10 protein-coding genes and 3 pseudogenes are annotated in these 19,844 nt (G+C 43.3%); 8 read left to right on the top strand and 5 right to left on the bottom strand.

The annotated features are described in order from the left end of the window. Positions 1–9: 9 nt before the first annotated feature. The 3 genes from NBH15_RS08105 (at position 10) to NBH15_RS08095 (ending at position 7,845) form a co-directional block, all read left to right on the top strand. A complete protein-coding gene (locus NBH15_RS08105) occupies positions 10–1,803 on the top strand; it encodes a RagB/SusD family nutrient uptake outer membrane protein (RefSeq protein WP_250822420.1) in 1,794 nt (597 codons plus the stop codon). A 689-nt stretch (positions 1,804–2,492) separates the two neighbouring features. Then, positions 2,493–5,924 (top strand): SusC/RagA family TonB-linked outer membrane protein, encoded by a 3,432-nt coding sequence (locus NBH15_RS08100; RefSeq protein WP_250822419.1) that lies wholly within the window; start codon positions 2,493–2,495, stop codon positions 5,922–5,924. Positions 5,925–5,940: 16 nt separating this feature from the next. Continuing rightward, complete coding sequence (locus NBH15_RS08095) at positions 5,941–7,845, top strand: RagB/SusD family nutrient uptake outer membrane protein (protein ID WP_250822418.1); 1,905 nt, start codon at positions 5,941–5,943, stop codon at positions 7,843–7,845. A gap of 210 nt (positions 7,846–8,055) precedes the next feature. On the opposite strand, the gene NBH15_RS08090 is transcribed toward NBH15_RS08095, so the two are convergent. The 3 genes and pseudogenes from NBH15_RS08090 to NBH15_RS08080 form a co-directional block, all read right to left on the bottom strand. Then, the gene (locus tag NBH15_RS08090; protein WP_250822425.1) at positions 8,056–8,127 is read right to left on the bottom strand and encodes a RagB/SusD family nutrient uptake outer membrane protein; all 72 of its coding nucleotides are present in this window, start codon (positions 8,125–8,127) and stop codon (positions 8,056–8,058) included. 93 nt (positions 8,128–8,220) lie between these two features. Beyond that, the gene (locus NBH15_RS08085) at positions 8,221–8,982 is read right to left on the bottom strand and encodes a hypothetical protein (protein ID WP_186959758.1); all 762 of its coding nucleotides are present in this window, start codon (positions 8,980–8,982) and stop codon (positions 8,221–8,223) included. 175 nt (positions 8,983–9,157) lie between these two features. Further along, a pseudogene (locus NBH15_RS08080) lies at positions 9,158–9,366 on the bottom strand (DUF6808 domain-containing protein); the annotation flags it as partial. Between the two features lie 98 nt (positions 9,367–9,464). Between NBH15_RS08080 and NBH15_RS29510 the strand changes: the two are divergent. Continuing rightward, a pseudogene (locus tag NBH15_RS29510) lies at positions 9,465–9,806 on the top strand (IS1634 family transposase); the annotation flags it as partial. A gap of 50 nt (positions 9,807–9,856) precedes the next feature. Beyond that, the gene (locus tag NBH15_RS08070; protein WP_250822415.1) at positions 9,857–10,045 is read left to right on the top strand and encodes a hypothetical protein; all 189 of its coding nucleotides are present in this window, start codon (positions 9,857–9,859) and stop codon (positions 10,043–10,045) included. A 157-nt stretch (positions 10,046–10,202) separates the two neighbouring features. On the opposite strand, the gene NBH15_RS08065 is transcribed toward NBH15_RS08070, so the two are convergent. Together NBH15_RS08065 and NBH15_RS29505 are read right to left on the bottom strand one after the other, a co-directional pair. Further along, positions 10,203–11,918, bottom strand: coding sequence for a RagB/SusD family nutrient uptake outer membrane protein (locus NBH15_RS08065; RefSeq protein ID WP_250822414.1), 1,716 nt, complete (start codon positions 11,916–11,918; stop codon positions 10,203–10,205). 33 nt (positions 11,919–11,951) lie between these two features. Continuing rightward, positions 11,952–15,157: pseudogene (locus NBH15_RS29505) on the bottom strand (SusC/RagA family TonB-linked outer membrane protein). 715 nt (positions 15,158–15,872) lie between these two features. On the opposite strand from NBH15_RS29505, the gene NBH15_RS08050 reads away from it, so the two are divergent. From NBH15_RS08050 to NBH15_RS08040, 3 genes are read left to right on the top strand one after another with little or no spacing between them, the layout of a single operon-like run. Beyond that, the gene (locus NBH15_RS08050; protein WP_250822411.1) at positions 15,873–17,813 is read left to right on the top strand and encodes a heparinase II/III family protein; all 1,941 of its coding nucleotides are present in this window, start codon (positions 15,873–15,875) and stop codon (positions 17,811–17,813) included. Positions 17,814–17,820: 7 nt separating this feature from the next. Continuing rightward, positions 17,821–19,026, top strand: coding sequence for a glycoside hydrolase family 88 protein (locus NBH15_RS08045; protein WP_250822410.1), 1,206 nt, complete (start codon positions 17,821–17,823; stop codon positions 19,024–19,026). Between the two features lie 9 nt (positions 19,027–19,035). After that, complete coding sequence (locus tag NBH15_RS08040; protein WP_250822409.1) at positions 19,036–19,833, top strand: glycoside hydrolase family 16 protein; 798 nt, start codon at positions 19,036–19,038, stop codon at positions 19,831–19,833. The last annotated feature ends 11 nt before the right edge of the window (positions 19,834–19,844 follow it).

Here is a 19,844-nt window from a genome sequence, read left to right as displayed (position 1 = left end):
GAAAAGACAATGAAATTAGTAAATAAAATATTAGTTGTTACAGCTGTTGCTTCGGTTATGACAGCTTGTAAACCTGATTTGTTGGATACGAATCCATACGATAAGGTAGGTTCCGGAGCCATGTGGGGAAATGAAACGATGTGTGATATGGGTGTGAATGGTATCTATGCCACATTGCGCGAGGCAAAGGTTGCACATGAAATGTTTACACAAGATGCTATGGGATTTGCCGGTCAGGCCCGTGATCCTCAGGATTTGTTGAATGGAACAATTACTGCCGGCAATAGTTTGTTCTCTGATACCTGGAAACAGTTGTATGAAGGAATTCACCGTGCAAATGATGCCATAGCCCATTTACCGGAAGCTCCATTGGATGATGCAAAGAAAGATCGTTTGATCGCTGAATCCAAATTCTTGCGTGCTTACTATTATTTCCGTTTGAACCGTGTATTCCAGGGTGTTCCTGTTTATCTGGAACCGGTGGAAGACAGCGAGTGTACCAATGGACGTGAAACGGCTGACAAAGTATGGGAAGTTATTATCTCCGACTTAAACGACTGCATCAATAGTGCTAATTTGCCGAATAAGTATGCGAAAGGTGATGCCAATTATGGTCGTGCAACGAAAGGTGCGGCATATGCTTTGCTGGGACAGACATATATGTGGATGAAAGATTATGCAAAAGCGGAAGCTGCTTTGCGTAAAGTCGGAGATGTCGGTTTTGCATTGTTTCAGGGGGATTACAAACAACTCTTCAAAACAGATAATGAACAATGTGATGAGATGATTTTCTCGGAACAGAATATTGGTATCAAAGATTATGGTTCCAAAACACAATTCTGGTTAGGTTCACGTGTTTCTTTTGGTTCTTGCTGGAATAGTTATCTGCCGAGTGTAAACTGGGTGGAATCATTTGAATGTGCAGACGGTAAGCCGTTTAACTGGAATGACTTCCTACCGGGATATAATGAGATGACTCCTAAAGAACGTGTGGTTTTCTTCCTTCGCGATACTGTCGGTGAGTGGGATACTTATTCGGAAGATATAAAATCAAAACTGCGTGCAGGTTTTGAACTGGCCGTGAAAAATGGAGCTGATATGTCCAAATATCTACCTTCCGGAAATGAAGCCCGTTTGCGTAAAGCCTATGAAAATCGCGATCCTCGTCTGGAAGCGACTGTCATTACTCCGTATGCTGAATATAACGGGGCAATCGGTTCAAAAGAATATACTTATACCTTGCGTTGGCCGGCAACCAACTCGGATGAAGTCGAACCGTATGACCTGAGAACGGATAGCCAGACTTTGTTCTACTATCTGTATCGCAAATTTGTTGCGGAAGGATCGTCTGAAACTCCTAATCGTGAATATTGTCCCTGGGATTATCCGTTGATCCGTTATGCAGACGTAGTCTTGATGCTGGCTGAAGCTATCAATGAACAAGGCTTTAAGCAGGAAGCTGTCGATTTGGTAAACTCTGTACGTGAGAGAGCCGGTGCTGCATTATTGCAGACAACAGATGCCGGTAAACCTACTTATGTAAGTGGTCAGGACAATATGCGTACCCGTATCCGTAACGAACGTCGTTGGGAATTATCTTTGGAAGGTGTTAACCTGTATGACGAAATACGTTGGAGAACGATCGGTGACTGGTGTAAAACCGGTGATGGCTCCAAAGAAATCTGGGGTAATGTCGTAAATCCGTTCTCATGGGGTGGAGATTATCTTTATACCTGGGCTATTCCAAGCACGGAATGTGAAAGAAATAGCAATCTGGTTCAGAATGATGGTTGGATAAACTAATTATCGCGATCTGTTCTACCGAATAGTTACTCTGTTAAAAGAATAATCCTTAAACAGGAATTGTAAGAAGTTCTTTTGATAAGGAAATGTTTATGGGATAAGGTGTTATTGATTAATGCCTTATCCTTTTTTTTGTGGAGAGTGTAGTTCTAGCTGAACTGTGTCCTTATTATGGAACAAAGCAGAACAGCCGCAAAAGTAACGTATCGTATGATATATTAACATACATTTTTGTCTAATATAGGTGCATCTATTGTCCATAAATAAAAAATTAACACAATAGTAATGGGCTGTATATGAATATAGTGCATAGATTATGGTCAATTTGCACTAACTATTGAAGTTCTGACAGGTAGAAATAGAACATTCATTTTTCAAAATTCGGTTATATCAATTACTGTTTTTCTATTAATATTAAGTAATAGAATTCTAACGACTTTTCTGAACTGCTTTTGTTCTGCTATTGAAAAACAAAAAGAGAAAGAGCTTTATTCTCAGTTGTTTTCTTATTTGTAAAGAATTAGTGATGAGCCAAAATCTAATAATTAGTTAATGAATAAATGGACACAGTCCAGCTAGGACTATTTCCTTTTTATGTGAAACGAACGGGCTAAAATTCTTGCACAACAAGTAATAGTGATTTGGTGTGCGCAAACACAATTTATTCATTAACTAAATCTGGTGTTATTATGACGAAGGATTTTAATCGTTTTTATTTATCAAAACGGATGTTTTTAGGAGCAACTATGCTTTTGACATCTGTGGGGTTGGCTTCAGCCAATCCGGGAATAGAGATTCCCGTTTCCGATGCGCTTGTTGCTTCTCCTCAACAAGCGAAGAAAAAAGTAACCGGAACAATTGAAGACGCTTTGGGACCTATAGCGGGTGCCAACGTAGTTGAAAAAGGGACAACCAATGGAACGATTACCGATATGGACGGTAATTTTGATTTGGAGGTATCTTCTAATGCTGTTTTGGTAGTTTCTTTTATCGGGTACGTGGAACAACAGATCCCTGTAGGAAACCAAACGTCATTTACTATTAACCTAAAAGAAGACTCGCAAGCGTTGGAAGAAGTGGTAGTAGTTGGTTATGGTACGCAGAAGAAAGTGAACCTGACAGGTTCGGTAGCATCCGTTAGTGCGGAAAAAATAGCCAACCGCCCGGTGATGAACCTCGGACAGGCTTTGGTGGGCGCGGCTCCAGGTGTACGCGTTACTCAAGGAAGTGGTAACCCTGGTGACGAAAGTATCGGTATCCAGGTGCGTGGCCAAGGTTCATTCAACAATAGTAGTCCATTGGTATTGGTCGATGGTGTTGCTGCTGATATGGCTCCGCTGAATACGGATGACGTTGAAAGCATCTCAATCTTGAAAGATGCCAGTGCGGCGGCAATCTATGGTTCACGTGCAGCCAACGGTGTTATTTTGGTAACAACCAAAAAAGGGAAAAAAGACGAAAGCCCAAGAGTGACTTTCAATGCTATGTTTGCACAGGAAAAGCCGATTACCGATTTCAAATTGATGTCAAGTACGGCAGATTTCATGGAGTTGCACAATATCGCCAAGTTGAATGCCAATCCGACGGCCAATACACCTGACTATAGTCTTGATAGTATTGAAGAATGGCGTCAAGCAGATTTGAACCCGAATGGGGTCTATACTAATCCTGTAACAGGACAGCAGATACCAAACTGGTTGGCATACCCGAATACAGACTGGGCACAGATCCTGTTTGAACCAGCTTTCTACCAGAAATATGGTGTCAATGTGTCGGGTGGTAATAAAAATACAACCTACCTGCTTTCACTTGGTTATCAAGATAATCCGGGAACATTGGACAACACGAGCATGGAGCGTTTCAATATCCGTGCCAATATAGAAACAAAAATAGCAGATATCATTACCTTTGGAACACAAACCTATGGAACCAAAGAGTTTAAGGATCCGGGAAGTACGTCCATGACTTACCTGCTTCAGGCATGGCCGGGGCAGACTCCTATCTGTGATGGTAAATATGGGGCTAGCGAACATCCGGAAGTGACCCAGAAGGATAATATTTTGCAATCGGTGGCTGCCAATGGAGGAAAGAATACATATACGCGCCTCAATACGACATGGTATGCCAACGTTGAGTTGCCTTTGAAAGGTTTGGTGGCTGAAGCCAAATTCAACTGGAGCCAGTATAGCCGCCAGGACGAACATTACTCTCAAAACCTGCCTCGTTATAGTTTCCGCGAAAGTTTTGAAACACCGAAAGAAGGACTAGGTGTTCTGGACCAGGCTACCACCTATCGTTATTCTTACGAATCGACCAGTTATACGGCAGACTTGCTGCTACGTTATAACAACACATTCGGAAAACACGATGTAGCCGGCTTGTTCGGTTATGAGCAGTATCGTGGTGAAACTACAGGGTTCAAAGCAACAAAGAAAGGTTTGATAGATTGGAGTATCACCGATATCACATCCGGTGCGGAAATGCAATCCATTGAAGGTGATGCCAAGTCGGTAAATGCTATACTTTCTTATTTCGGGCGTGTAAATTACGCTTATGATAACCGTTACCTGCTCGAATTCAGCTTCCGTTCAGATGCCTCTTCCAAGTTTGCACCCGGCTATCGTAACAGCTTTTTCCCATCAGGGTCTGCCGCTTGGCGTATCAGTGAAGAACCTTTCTTCGAACCGTTCAAAAATGCGGTTAGTAATTTAAAACTTCGCGCTTCTTATGGATCGCTGGGTAATACTGTAGGGGGAAATTATGACTGGCAAGCTTTGTATAAGAAAGTGAACAATGTTTTTGACGAAAGAGTGCAAAATGGTTTGATACAATCTTCTATCCAGAACCTGGCTCTTTCCTGGGAAAAAGTGACCACCTATAACATCGGTCTGGACGCTTCTTTCCTTAATCAACGCTTGAGCCTGGAAGCCGACTTCTATTTGCGAAAGACTTCGGATATTCTTACCAACTCCATTATGTATAAAACAATGGGTAGTATCAGTGCTCCAATGTCAAACACGGCCAGCTTGTCTAACCACGGTATTGAACTGAACTTGGGCTGGAACGATCAGATTAAAGATTTCCGCTATGGCATAGGACTCAATTTGGCCTTTAATAAGAATGAAGTAACCGATTTTAAAGGTGAATTGAGCTATGAGTTGGATGAAAATGTTAAAGATATCTGGGGGAATCCTACATGGCGTTACACCAATTTGGCTGATGTTTCTACCGGAGGTGACACTCGTCGTGTAGAAGGACACATGATCGATGAATTTTTCTTGCGCCGTCCTTATTCCGGTGACGGCTCTTACAAATTAGCTGATGGCAGTGTTAATCCGCAGGGAGGACCTCGTGATGGTATGATCCGTACAAAGGCTGATTTGGATTGGGTTGCTTCTATGTTGGCTGCTGGATATACCTTCAACAATAATTTGAAACAGATCAATTCTGATGGTTCCAATTTATGGTATGGCGACTTGATCATGGCTGACTTGAATGGTGATGGTAAATATGGAAATGATGATGACCGCGAATTTACCGGTAAGAGTTCGACCCCGAAGATTACTTTAGGATTTAATATCAATGCTTCTTGGCGTGGTTTTGATTTGAATATGATGTGGTCCGGACGCTTTGGCGGTTATCATTACATCAATTCAAAAGGAGCGAATGGATCTATGATTACTAATACTGGTGATGCTTTGCCTGGCGATGCTTGGAACAGATATTATTTCTACGATTCGGAAGCTTCATATGCTGGTATCATTAAAAATGAGCAGGGCGTTGTCATTGGTTCTTCCTACGATCCTGCAGTTGACCCGAATGCCCGAATCTCTAACGAGTATCCTCGTCTGCTTACTTCCGGTGGTACTACCCCTTCAAATACATTCTATTTGTATAATACTTCATTTGTTAAGCTGAAATCATTACAAATCGGATATACATTACCTAAAAAATGGGTAGCACCGGCTAAGATCAATAATTTGAGAGTATTTGTATCCGGTGAAAATTTGTTGACTTTCAAATCCGATAGATTCCCTGGTGTAGATCCTGAATTGGGTGGTTCGCTTGCCGCATATCCGATTGCACGTATGTTCTCCGGAGGTCTGTCTGTAACCTTTTAATTAAAAGCACATAAAGATGAAAAAGATATTTAATTTATTAACATTGGCGGCTGTTTTTGGAGTCGCAACATCTTGTACGGATATTTTGGATACGGCACCCAACGATAAACTTTCCAGTGGTACTATGTGGACTACCGAAGAAAGCGTTGACCAGGGCGTTATTGGTGTGTATTACTCCTTGCAGAGACCTTTCCATGGAAATCAAATTATTGGAGCTGATGCCATGATTGGTTATTATGGGTATGATGCGTTTGGTATGACTGGACAAGGTGAGTATGGCATGCAAAACTTGTTTACTAAATCGGTAAATCCCAGTAACGGGTTTTTCTTAAAAACATGGCAATGGATGTATGACGGTGTGCATCGGGCTAATGCCGCTATAGCTGGTATTGAAAATGCTCCTATTAATGAAGCTAAAAAAGCTCGTTTGATAGCTGAGTGTAAAGTACTTCGTGCATTCTTTTACGATCGTTTGAACATTCTTTTCGGTAATGGTGGATTAGGGGTACCTTTGTATACGGAACCGGTGAACCCGTCTGAATGTGATAAGCCTCAAAGTTCGGAACAGGAGATATGGGCTCAAGTTATTAAGGATTTAAGCGATGCTATAGCTGAGCCGAATTTACCTGACAATCAAATCCAAGGAGAAGGACGAGTAAGTAAAGGGGCTGCTTATGCTTTGCGTGGTAAAGCATATCTGTTGACAAAGGAGTATGATAAAGCAATAGCAGACTTTGCTAAGGTAGGTGAGTGTGGTTACAAATTGTTCCCAGACTACAAACAACTGTTCAAGGTTGCTAACGAGCGTTGTGAAGAGATTATTTTGGCAGTACAGTATATAGAAGATCCTACGGGATATGGTACGGGAATACAAAAGTATTGTGCGGCATTTACCCAGGGAGCTAAAGATAGCCGTGGCTGTTGGGGGGACTTGCAGGTGACTCCTGCGTTGGTAAACCTTTATGAAGAGATGGATGGGCAGACAGTTAAAAAATTTGCCTGGGAAGATTATTTGTCTGATTGGAAGAAAGTGACTGATATGGAAGCTGCAGAAGGGCATACGAAATATCGTAAAGTTTTCTTCATTCGTGATAAGTTCGTTAATGGAAAGGAAATCCATTCTACGGTCACCAAGGCTGTTGATACTGAACTTAATAAATTACCCGAAGAAATCCAGGCTATTTATTTGCCGGAAGGTAATGAGGCTCGTTTGAAAACTGCATACGCAAATCGTGACCCGCGTTTAGCTTATAATGTAGTGACACCTTACGCCAATTACCTGGGGGTAAATAGTAACTCTACTGCAGAAGCATGGTACACGTTCCGTTGGCCTGTTGCTGGTAAATATTATGCAGATCAGGCAAATGCCGAACCGAATGCCAATCCGGAGTTACCGAACGATTATTATGCTTCCGGTTTTATGAATGCACAGGCTGAATTTAAATATATTCATCGTAAATTTATCGGTGAGGGGTTGGAATACCTGCGTCGTGAGCAGAATCCGGTAGATGAACCTATCATTCGTTATGCAGATGTATTGTTGATGTGGGCCGAAGCACTTGTTGAAAAGAATGACTTGGCAGGTGCTATGGCCAAGGTGAAAGAGGTCCGTGACCGTGCCGGTATACCGACTATGGCTTCTAGCTTCTCAGATCAGACAACTGCACGTAACTATGTGCGTGACGAACGTCGTCGTGAGTTTGTGAACGAAGGTATAAACTTTTTTGATGAAATGCGTTGGCGTACGTTGAAAGAAACAAAATTCAGTGAAAAGGTTGCCCAGCATGCATGGGGCGGAACAGAGAGTACCGGAGGTACTGTTTATGATTGGATTGGCGACCAGTGGTACACTTGGCCTGTCCCCAAGAGTGAAACAGAGCTTAATACGAATTTGACACCTACACCGGGTTGGGAATACTAATCGATACGAGCACGCACTTTGTTGATTGTATAGAATAATAGAAAGAGGGTGTCAAAGTAATCTGACACCCTCATGAAATAGAAATTTATAAGAATGGATTAGTCTATCCAACCCTCATTTTGTTTTAGGTTTTCATTCATCTGAATTTCAGACCGAGGAATAGCCCAGTTGTATAAATGGTTACCTCCCCAAGTATAAGAATATTGAGGTTCACCCCAAATCTGTTTTTCCCTGTTCATTCAAACATTCAGCTAAAGAAAGGACTACATCCGCATAACGAATTAATGGTATATCAATTGGCGAATAACTTCTGTTTGGTATTTTATTTGCACCTTTAAACCCATAATTTGCTCAAATCTTGAGACTGCCTCTTTCTTAATTAAGGTCGCTACACGTAACCCCAGAGTATATATGATTATTGTAAGCTTCTAAAATGCCACTAGCTATCCTAGTATAAGGATTGCTATAAATAAGTCCTGTCGTCTTGTTGTTTACTGCCCCGTAAAGACTCCAGCATATAATACTGGAACTAGAGGTGAAGGGATATGCTTTAATATAAACAAAAGGCAGAAACTCATCGTCTTTTTGCTTATCCATTCGAGCCATAATAGCTGCAGCTTGTGCATAAGTAAAAGAAGATCCTGGAGGACAATTGTTCTCTTCTATAAATGCTGCTCCTTCATACCTATCCTTAAGCTTCTCCCACGCAGTCTTTTCTTCCTTTTTAGAGCCATCAGATTCTGTGTTAGAACCATCAGGTGGACCAGGAAAAGATATAATATTATAACGCATATTATAAGAATATAGCCAGTTTGAAATATCCGTAAGACCTAAAATATTATATCCTATACATCCTCCAAATTGTGCTATTGTTTCTTCGATTGTTAGAGGTCCGGTCAAGAATGTAGTTTTCCCTTTACTCTCATAATCCGACCAATATGGACCCATATCAAAGCCATGATACATAATAGCCCCAACAACCTCTATTCTCCAATCATGTAAATTAAAGGGGCCGTTATCGTTAATGCTTTTTGTAACGACATCTATGGTAGAATCATCCTTTTCATCAAATACTGTTTCGTTGCTACACGCAAAAAACAACATAAAAGCCACTGATGCAAATAATAGATTTTTCATAATAATAATTTAATAAGTTAAACAAATGGATTATAGAACTACAAAGAGTTAATAAATGCTTTAAATTTATTATTTTATCTACATACCACAAAGCTAAATATTATGTTATTAAACACAAAAAACACCCTACTCTCACAAGCAAGACGGCTAACTTTAGTATTAATATCAAATCAAATTACCAAATCCTGTAATACACCCCCACTTCGACATATGGCGACAGTCCGGATCGTCCTGCCCCATAACCGACAGACAGCCCAATCCCCAAAGGCGGGTAGGTATTTTCTTTGTTATATAGACGGTCTTCGGAAAAACATCTATACTATCCAGGGCGACATTATATCCGCTCACCCACGCCCTGTAATTTTGTGTGACGTACTCTTTCCTGACTTCATCACTTTTCTGCGCCACCACGGCGTGAATTGATTATCAAAGAGTTATCTTTTGATTTAGGTGGCGCAAGCTAAAAAACGTAATTTTGCGGCATGTATGTGCGCAAGAAAAAGAACCGCTCTGGCACTATCAGTGTCGTTGTAGTAAGCAAATCCTCCGGTAAGTATGAGGAAATAAAGAGCTTTGGCACCGCGGACTCAATAGAAGACACGGAAAATTTGTGTGATGCCGCCTAAAGATGGATTAACAGCTATGCAGGTCAGCGAGAACTCGAAGAGACCAAACGAGTAGTCGGCAATGTGGATGCTGTATTGATCAACGGAACTCAGTTGCTGCTTGATTGTATCTATGATAATATTGGCTTCAATCGCATACCGGACGAGATATTGCAACATCTTGTGATCGCACGTGTATCTCAGCCTGCGCGAAGAATAGAAGCACACATGTTTGCATTTGCTTTGTCGCCTATAAAATATATAAGGAATTGGAGCGAATTATCAAAGAAAAGAACATTGACCTGAGCGTAGGAAAGGTACTTGATGCCGTCAAAACTATTACTACCATCAGAGTGAAGATGCCTGAAAATGAAGAAATTTATACTAAGACCCTATTCCTGACTGATAAACATCGGGTGATACGCTCACTATTTGACTTCGCCGATGAACCGAAATGATTTGGGTGGCGCATTGACGAAGTCAGGAAAAAGAGGAGGGTGTGCCAAAACTCTCTTTTCAACAAAATCACCCCTGCCACACATAGCTGTAGCAGGGGTGATTTTCATATTTTGGATGTTTTGACACACCTCCTCTTTTTTTGAAATAGATGGGTTATTACCAGTTCGGATTCTGTGTCAAATCCGGATTGATTTCGATTTCTGTAGCGGGTATTGGCCACAGGTAATCGCGGTTTTCGCGGAATACACGGGTTAGCATACGTTTTCCTGTGATCCCGAATTCATCTCCGTTCAATAAAGTATGGGATAATTTCCAGCGACGCAGGTCACTGTCGCGGATACCTTCGCCAGCCAACTCGAATGCTCTCTCACGGAAAATACGCTGGAATACTTCATCCTTTGTATTGGCGGCCAGATAAGAAGGACCACTGTTCAGCAGGGCGATTCCGGCACGGGCACGAACCTTGTTGATATATTCGACAGCCTTTGACTGGTTGCCCGTTTCATTATAACATTCTGCCAACATCAGATAAACATCTGCCAGACGAAGAATCGGGAAGTTTACAGGTGTATGGGCACGGTCGGTAATTTGTCCGTTCCAGTCGCCTTCCGGTACAAATTTTCTCCAGAAATAGGTTTCCCAGCCGCCTTTATTGTTTCGCATGAAACCGTTATTTTCGTTTACGGCAACAACATCACCCTTTTCGTTTTTCGCGAAGATGAAAGTCATCAGACGTTCCTGGTTACGGTTCCATCCCAGATAAGTTGTGTAAGGAGCGATAACGGTGGCCGATAAACGCGGGTCACGCTGTTCGTACATCTCTTTTACTTTTTCCGATTCAGCCGGGATATCCAGTACTTCCGAACCGTCGCTGTTGACCGTGCATCTGAATACACGTTCCTTAACCTGGTTGTCGGAGTTGAAGCCGGGGAATACTTCGTCCCAGTCGAACGGGCGTCCGTCCTTGTATTCATACATGTCGACCAGGTTGGTGGAAGGTACCGTATTGTTCCAGCAACTGCCGTAGGAGTTACGGGTTCCGGCGTAGAAGCATAAAGGCATACCGTAGCTGTTTCCTGTTCCTCCCAGGTTGATGATGGAGAAAATCATTTCGGAACTGGTATGGCCCGTCGGAGTGAATAACTCAGCGAAGTCATCATGTAATGCATGTCCGGCCTGGGATTTTTCCAGGTTTTCGATGGCTTTGTCGTATTGTTTGTCGTACAGGTAAACCTTACCCAACAGGGCCTGGGCTGCTGACAATGTAACACGTCCGTAGTTTGCATCGTTCCATTGGTCGGGAAGCCCGGCGCCCAATGCCTTTTCCAGGTCGGCAAGGATAAATGCACGTGTCTCTTCTGCAGAACTTCTGGGTTTCAGCAGGTTGTTGAACTCTTTTTCCAGGTCGGTCGTTTCGTCGTATATGGGAAGTCCTCCGAAATAGTCCAACAGGTGGAAATAGATTAATGCACGGAGAAAACGGGCTTCACCTAACATCTGGTTTTTAGGCACTTCATCGATAGGAGCCTCACCGATGCTGCGGATAGCCAGGTTGGCACGCTGAATAGCGTTGTATCCGTTTTGCCATTTGCCGTTCAGGAATCCGGTACGCGGGGTACAGGTTCCCAGCTGAAGGGCTTCATACTGGTCATATCCGGCAGCAATATCGGAGTTGACGTCTATCATAAACATTTTACCGTACAGGTCGGTGTTTTTCAGGGAGGCGTAAACTCCCATAAGACCTTGCTTACACTGCTCTTCCGTCTGCCAGAAAGTACTGGAACTCAACTGGTCGTATGGAGCCCTGTCCAGGTCGTAACAGCCTGTCAATGTGAATAAGGCTGCTAAAAAAGACATGATATATTTTTTCATTTTATAATTCTGTTTATTAGTTAGACAATCTGATCAGAAGGTAACATTGATACCGATTACAGCTTGACGCATGGTCGGATAGGTAACGCCGCTCACTTCAGGGTCGTATCCTTTCCACTTCGAGAAAGTGAAGAAGTTTTCCAAACTTCCGTATACTCTGACTCTGTCCATATAGGCAACCTTGGTCCATTGGCTGGGCAGGGTATAACCTAATGTGATGTTACGAATTTTCAGGTACGCTTTGCTGGCAACCCAAAAGTCGGAATACTGTTCGTTACGAGTATCGCTATAGTCCAGCAGACGCGGATAACTGGCATCCGTACGGCCTTCGTACCAACGTCCGTCGATAACTTCCTGGTTCATCTGGTAACCCTGGCGGACACCACTTTTATACAAGTTGCTCAGATATACGTCCTTAATGCCGGCTACACCCTGAATCAATGTAGAGAAGTCAATGCCTTTCCAGTTGAATCCCAGGTTCACGCCATACGTGAAAGTCGGGTTCCGGCCGTCTCCGATAACGGTACGGTCATCATCGTTTACCAGTCCGTCACCATTCAGGTCTTTATACAGGATATCACCTTTTTGAGGAACTCCGTAAGGGAATACGACTTTACCTTCTACTTCCGGGTTATTCAACATCGTTTCAACCAGTGCCAGGTCTGCGTCTGTCTGGATGATACGGTCAATTTCGCGGACATACAAAGACCAGATAGGAAGTCCTTCCTTCAACATTCTGGCTCCGTCGTACGAAGGTTCGTCTCCTTTAAATTTATCGACATTGTTTTTGATGTAAGTGAAGTTGAAGCCTACATTATAGTCGAAATCCTTACCGACTCTGTCGGACCAGTTCACAGAGAACTCAACCCCTTTATTGGTTACCTGGGCGGCATTCTGCTTAGGAATTGTCGCGTTACCGTGAACCATTGGAGCCGGAAGGTCAATCAAAATGCCGTCTGTTTTCTTATTGAAGAATTCGAGACTACCGCTCAGACGATTGCCAAACATATTATAGTCAACACCCAGGTTGGTGATATAGGTCGTTTCCCAGGACAGATTGGCATTGGCGATGGCAGTTTGAGAAAGTCCCATTGCCACGGCACGGCCTAATACGTAGTTGGTCTGTGCATACAGCGACTGCGAGAGGTAGTTGCCGTCATTATCTCTGTTGCTTCCCAGGGTGTTGTTACCCAGCGAACCGTAAGAACCACGTATCTTCAGGTTATCCAGCCAGGTGAAGTCTTTCATGAAGTTTTCTTCCGAAATACGCCAGGCTGCAGAGAACGATGGAAAATAACCCCAGCGGTTATCTTTCTGGAAACGGGAAGAGCCGTCGGCACGAAGGTTGGCTTCCAATAAGTATTTGTCATCCCAACCCAGGTTGATACGTCCGAAGAAAGAGCGCATCGCCCATTCCGTAACATTACCGGTTGAGGAAGATTCGCCGATAGCTCCTCCGATTACACCCAGTGACGGGTCGAGCAAATCCTTACGGGTGGCACTGAAGTAAGAACGTTTGTATTGTTCCTGGCTGGCACCAATCATGATATTTGTGCTCAGGCGGTTATTCAGATAGTTACGTTCGTAGCGAGCGATGGCATCCATGAAATTCCTGTAGGTCTTTTCATTGTAATTATAGATGCTTGTCTGGCCCACACCATCTGTATATAACGTATTCGTCTGGAAATTATACATCGGGACGAAGTTTGGTTTCGAATCCTTTTGTTTGTCATAATAATCATAGGTATAAGAACCCTGGATAGTCAGACCTTTTAACGGAGTCAAAATCGCATACATACGGGTTTTCAGCGTGTTTATTCCGATGTTACCGCTCACATTCCTTAAACGATTATATGGATTGTTTGTAGCGTTCTGAGGGTCATCTTCATTATTGGCATTGATACCCAACCGGTTCTGGTCGTCCAAATAGGCGATACCCGGGTTTCCACCGGTTAAGCCGTAGGTATAGATATCGTTGATGTTCTCGCTGACCGGAGTTGTATTGGCTGTATATCCGCTCAGGTTTACACCGATTTTCAACCAGTCTTTTACCTGCGAGTCGCGATATTGGCACGGAGGCTGAAACGTTCGTATCCGCAATTTTCCAGGATACCCGGGTTGTTCAGATAGTTGAAAGAAGTATAATAAGTCACTTTTTCGGAACCTCCGGTTGCTGACAGGCTGTGTTGATGGGAAACACCGGTTTCATACACATCGAAGATATCGCTGTTAGGATATGCCAGATAGTTCGGAATACCATGCTCATTCAGACCGTTCGGGTCTTTCGACTTCTCACGCCACAAATTTATCACGTTCTGGGAGAAAGGTTCGGGCTTATTGCTGTTGCGCATCCCTTCATTCATATACTCCATGTAGCTGGCATAGTCGGTGACTACGTCGTATGGCTTGTTCAGGCTCTGGAAAGAAACATAACCGGTATAGTCGATTTTCATCCTGCCGGCCTTACCGGACTTGGTGGTAATCAGGATTACACCGTTTGCTGCACGTGAACCGTAGATGGCCGATGAGGCAGCATCCTTCAATACGCTGACTGTTTCCACATCCTGCGGGCTGACGCTGTTCAAATTACCTTCCACACCATCAATAATAACCAGGGGAGAGGAGTTGTTCAATGTTCCCTGTCCGCGTACCTTAATATCCGCATCACCGTTGTTGGAGGGGATATTGTTGCTGGATGTGATCTGTACCCCCGGTGCAGTTCCGGCCAAAGCCGTAGAGATGTTGGTTAACGGGCGGCTTTCGGCCATCTCGCTGACATTTACGGAGGTAACGGAGCCGGACAGGTTCACTTTCTTCTGTGTTCCGTAACCTACTACAACGACTTCGTCCAGTGCCTGGGAGTCTTCCGATAATTTAATCCGTAATGATTTCTGGTTATTCACCGGAATCTGTTGCTCCTTGAATCCGATAAATGAAACGACCAGTACGGAATTAGGTGATACTTCCAGGGTAAAGTTACCGTCCATATCGGTAATTGTCCCGTTTGTGGTTCCCTTCTCAACTACATTGGCGCCTGCTATCGGACCGAACTGATCTTCGACTACTCCATTAATAATGTATTTGGCTTGTTGAGAAGAAGCAGCAACAGGGTTCGGTAAGGCTGTACCCGTAGTTCCTGTTGCCGGACTGGCCGTTGCCAATCCTACAGATGCCAGAAGCAGGGTTGCTCCCAGGAACATCTGTTTTGATAAGTAAAAACGATTAAAATCCTTTGTCATAATAACACCAGATTTAGTTAATGATTAATTAATTGTTTACCCGGTTTACTGATTGTTTTTCCGTGAGTTCCAGCCTGGGTATCTGGCAAAAACCACATAGTTCTAATGGAACTACGCTGTTTTTTTGATTTGGATGGCGAAAGGATTGAAGATCAATTAGTATATAATGACTGTTGAAAACGGTGTGGATTTTAGGGTAACTTTAGGTGAGGCGCTGATAAATAAATGGAGAGCGGAGAAAGACAAATCATTGGTATTAGCGTTGCAGATACTGAAAAGATGTTTGGAATGATTAAATCATTACTGTTATTATTATTGAATATAGTTAACATTCTTATCCGGAGGCTAAATATACAAGGGCTTTAAAATAGGGGAGTTCTCGTTTTTTACAAATAAGCGTTGGACTATTAGTGCATATTAAATGGATAAATTAATACACTCATTAACATTAATAACATATATATTTGCATCGGTATGATTGGAGTTCCATTAGAACTAAGTTATGCCTTAATATATGTGAAAGCAGTTTACTGCAAAAGTGGTATCAAATACCTTAACAGACTAATACATACCTTTATTTACAATGAAATAAAAAGAACCTTTTGACCTGTTTTAATCTGTGTCCTTGGACGATAAGTGCATATGAAATGGATAAATAGGCGCCTCTGTTATGGACAATCTTTCTACCTTTGTGTTCAAAGCAAATAATAGTATCATGAGAACACAGAAATGTTTAACCTTATTTTGCCTGCTATTCGGAATAATAGCATCTGCAAATGCTTATGTCGAACGTGATCTGCTGCAAAAGGCGGCAGATATATCTGAATTGAAATCCGTTTTATTGATGGACCGGCAATGGGTTCCTTATCCGGATTATACCGATCGCACTGCCTGGGAGCAATTTTTGGGAGATTACAGGAATGATTACATCAAACAAGGAGAGAAACGTTTGGGTTATGAATGGAAAGTTGTTAAAGCAACCGACTATATCGAATATGAACGCAGCGGAAACCGGCGAATCATGGAAGATCCTTTCGGCAGTAATAACGGAGCCATAGCCGACTTGGTGATGGCCGAACTGGCAGAAGGAAAGGGTCGCTTTATCGATCAGCTGATCAATGGTGTCTTTCAGTCCTGCGAGATGACTTCCTGGGCATTGTCGGCGCATTTAAGCGCACAGCATTCAAAACGTTCTTTACCCGATTATAAAGAAGATGTGATCGACCTGACTGCCGGCGACCTGGGTTCCTTATTGTCCTGGACTTATTATTTCTTCCATGCCGAATTTGATAAAGTAAATCCTGTTATTTCCGAGCGCCTGCGCCATGAGTTGCAGAAAAGAATACTGGATACTTATATGAAAGAAGATCGTTTCTGGTGGATGGCCTTCAATTACAAACCCGGAACTTTGGTCAACAACTGGAATCCGTGGTGTAATTTTAATGTACTGCAATGTTTCCTACTGTTGGAAAACGATAAAGAGAAGCTGGCAGAAGCCGTTCATCGTACAATGGTCTCTGTCGATAAGTTCATCAACTATACCCATTCGGACGGAGCCTGTGAAGAAGGTCCTTCTTATTGGGGACATGCTGCGGGAAAGATGTATGATTATCTGCAATTATTGTACGACGGAACCGGTGGAAAGATCAGTTTGTTCGATCAGCCGATCATCAAAAATATGGGTGAATATATTGCCCGCTCCTATGTAGGGAATGGCTGGGTGGTTAACTTTGCGGATGCCTCGGCGAAAGGTGGCGGAGATGCTCCGATTATTTTCCGCTACGGAAAGGCGGTAGGCAGTGATGTGATGATGCAGTATGCCGCTTATCTGAACAGCCTGTCAACCAGAAAATCACTTTCTTCCGGGAGAGATATGTTCCGCACCTTACAAAGTCTCCTGTATGCAAAGGAGATGGGAGAGGCGGAGCCTTCGTATCAGTCTCCGGCTTATACCTGGTATCCTGAAACGGAATTTTGTTATATGACGAACAAAGCCGGTTTCTTCCTGGCTGCGAAAGGTGGATATAACAATGAAAGCCATAATCATAATGATGCCGGAACTTTTTCTTTGTATTCAAATACGACTCCGGTATTTATCGATGCCGGTGTCGGCACTTATACCCGGCAGACATTCAGTAACGAACGGTATACGATCTGGACAATGCAGAGCAACTATCATAACCTGCCGATGATAAACGGAGTACCCCAGTCGTTTGGTTCCCGGTATAAAGCGACTGCGACTTCTTTCGACCCGAAGCGGATGACTTTTACCGCTAATATTGCTACCGCTTATCCTGAAGAAGCCGGGGTAGACAAATGGATTCGCTCATATACATTAAATAAGAATAAGGGCGAAGTGAAGATTCAGGATTCATTTACCCTGAAAGAGTTGAAGGAACCGAATCAAGTCAATTTCCTGACCTGGGGTAAGATCGATGTATCTTCGGAAGGAATCGTCCGGATAGATGTAAACGGAGAAAAGGTGGAATTGCTGTATGATAAAAATACTTTCACCCCGTCTGTAGAAACGGTCGCATTGGATGACTCGCGTTTATCCAATGTATGGGGAAAAGAAATCTATCGTCTCTCCTTGAATGCCCGAAAAATGGTAAAATCCGGGATTTATACATTTACAATTAAACAAAACAATAAATAAAAGAAGAATGAAAAATTGGATCGCTTTAGCTTTCTCCGCATTCCTGATCTCTTGCGGGGGAACACCTAAAACTGTAGAAAAGAGTTTTATTGACGAGAATATCGATTTCGCCCGTGCACAGCTCGGTAACGAGATAGAAGTCATTGAAGCCAGTGGTAAATGCCTGAATCCTGTGACGCTGAAAAAGGATAGCTCAGTTTATTATTGCGGCTATGGAGACTGGCGCAGTGGGTTCTTCCCCGGCTCGGTGTGGTATCTGTATGAACTGACGGGCGATACGGCCTTGCTTCCGCTCGCTCAGAAATATACATGGGCCATAGAAGAAGCCAAGAATCTGACCTGGCATCATGACATCGGGTTCATTGTTAATTGTAGCTTCGGTAATGGTTTGCGTCTGACAGCCGATCCGTCTTATAAAGATGTGATGGTACAGGCAGCCAAGTCATTATCGACCCGTTTCCGTGAGGCTCCCCAGGTAATCCAGTCATGGAATGTGGATAAAGGATGGCAGTCGGAACGTGGTTGGGAATGTCCGGTGATTATCGACAATATGATGAACCTGGAGCTGATGTTCGAAGCGACCCGTCTGTCCGGTGATTCCTCTTTTTATAACATAGCGATTGCTCATGCAGACCGTACGTTGCAGGAACATTTCCGTCCGGACGGCAGCTGTTACCATGTCATCGATTATAGTCTGAAAGATGGTTCAGTCCGTAACCGTCATACGGCACAAGGATATGCGCATGAATCGGCCTGGAGCCGCGGACAGGCGTGGGCTATTTACGGATTCGTTGTTTGCTACCGTGAAACGGGTGATCGCAAATATCTGGACCAGGCGTTGAAAACATTCAATTTCATGAAGAATCATAAGGCAATGCCGGCTGACCTGATCCCTTATTGGGATATGGATGCACCGAATATTCCGAATGAACCGCGTGATGCTTCTTCAGCTTCCTGTATCGTTTCCGCATTGTATGAAATCAGTACGATGGATGTGGAAGATGCCGCAGCGTATAAGACGTATGCCGACAGTATCATGACTTCGCTGGGCTCTCCGGCTTACCGGGCTGCCTTGGGTACGAACGGAAACTTTCTCCTGATGCATTCCGTAGGCAGTATTCCTCATAACTCGGAAATAGACGTTCCGTTGAACTATGCCGATTACTATTTTATGGAAGCGTTGAAACGTAAGAAGGAGTTAGAATCGAAATAATATTTTCTTATGAGAAAAGGTATGAAATGGATATGCGGAGCAGCTGTCATTCTGATGATGGCTGCCTGCAATACGAGGCCGGCAGATGAATGGCAGTTGGTCTGGGAAGAAAACTTTGACCAGGCAAACGGGTTGGATACGACAAACTGGTCAAAAATTCCCCGTTGGGCACCGGAGTGGGCAAAATACATGTCTGACAGTGAACTCTGTTATGATTTGGTTGACGGTAATCTTGTTTTGAAAGGTTTAATCAATCCGGACCGCTCGACCGATACGGTTCCTTACATTACCGGAGGCATCTATACCAAATATAAGCGTGCTTTCCATGGAGGCCGGTTAGAGATAAAAGCACAGCTGGGATGTGTCACCGGGGCATGGCCTGCCATCTGGCTAAAACCGTTTGAAGAAGCGAAGTATCCCTGGCCGTCGGGCGGCGAGATAGATATCATGGAGCATCTGAATTATGATAGCATTGCTTATCAGACAGTTCATTCTACTTATACGCATAACCTGAATATCAAGAAAGACCCGCCTCAGGGAAGTACCGGGCCTATCGATCCGGCAGGTTATAATGTATATGCCGTAGAAATGTATCCGGATAGCCTCGTTTTCTTTATAAATGATGTACGAAACTTTTCATATCCCCGCATAGAAACCGATAAAGAAGGTCAATTCCCATTTGACAAACCCTATTATCTGTTAATTGATATGCAGCTGGGTGGCCCTTGGGTCGGTCCTGTCAACCCGGAAGATCTTCCGGTCGAGATGAAGGTCGACTGGGTTCGTTATTATCAGAAGAAAAAATAATCATTGAAGGC

The organism is Parabacteroides caeci (genome assembly GCF_023656795.1).
Lineage (GTDB): Bacteria > Bacteroidota > Bacteroidia > Bacteroidales > Tannerellaceae > Parabacteroides > Parabacteroides segnis.
This window is presented reverse-complemented; position numbering and strand designations above follow the sequence as displayed.

Excerpts from the sequence above, each read along its gene's own strand:
- NBH15_RS08105 (WP_250822420.1), top strand. The coding sequence starts at position 10 with ATGAAATTAGTAAATAAAATATTAGTTGTTACAGCTGTTGCTTCGGTT.
- NBH15_RS08100 (WP_250822419.1), top strand. The coding sequence starts at position 2,493 with ATGACGAAGGATTTTAATCGTTTTTATTTATCAAAACGGATGTTTTTA.
- NBH15_RS08095 (WP_250822418.1), top strand. The coding sequence starts at position 5,941 with ATGAAAAAGATATTTAATTTATTAACATTGGCGGCTGTTTTTGGAGTC.
- NBH15_RS08085 (WP_186959758.1), bottom strand. The coding sequence starts at position 8,982 with ATGAAAAATCTATTATTTGCATCAGTGGCTTTTATGTTGTTTTTTGCG.
- NBH15_RS08065 (WP_250822414.1), bottom strand. The coding sequence starts at position 11,918 with ATGAAAAAATATATCATGTCTTTTTTAGCAGCCTTATTCACATTGACA.
- NBH15_RS08050 (WP_250822411.1), top strand. The coding sequence starts at position 15,873 with ATGAGAACACAGAAATGTTTAACCTTATTTTGCCTGCTATTCGGAATA.
- NBH15_RS08045 (WP_250822410.1), top strand. The coding sequence starts at position 17,821 with ATGAAAAATTGGATCGCTTTAGCTTTCTCCGCATTCCTGATCTCTTGC.
- NBH15_RS08040 (WP_250822409.1), top strand. The coding sequence starts at position 19,036 with ATGAGAAAAGGTATGAAATGGATATGCGGAGCAGCTGTCATTCTGATG.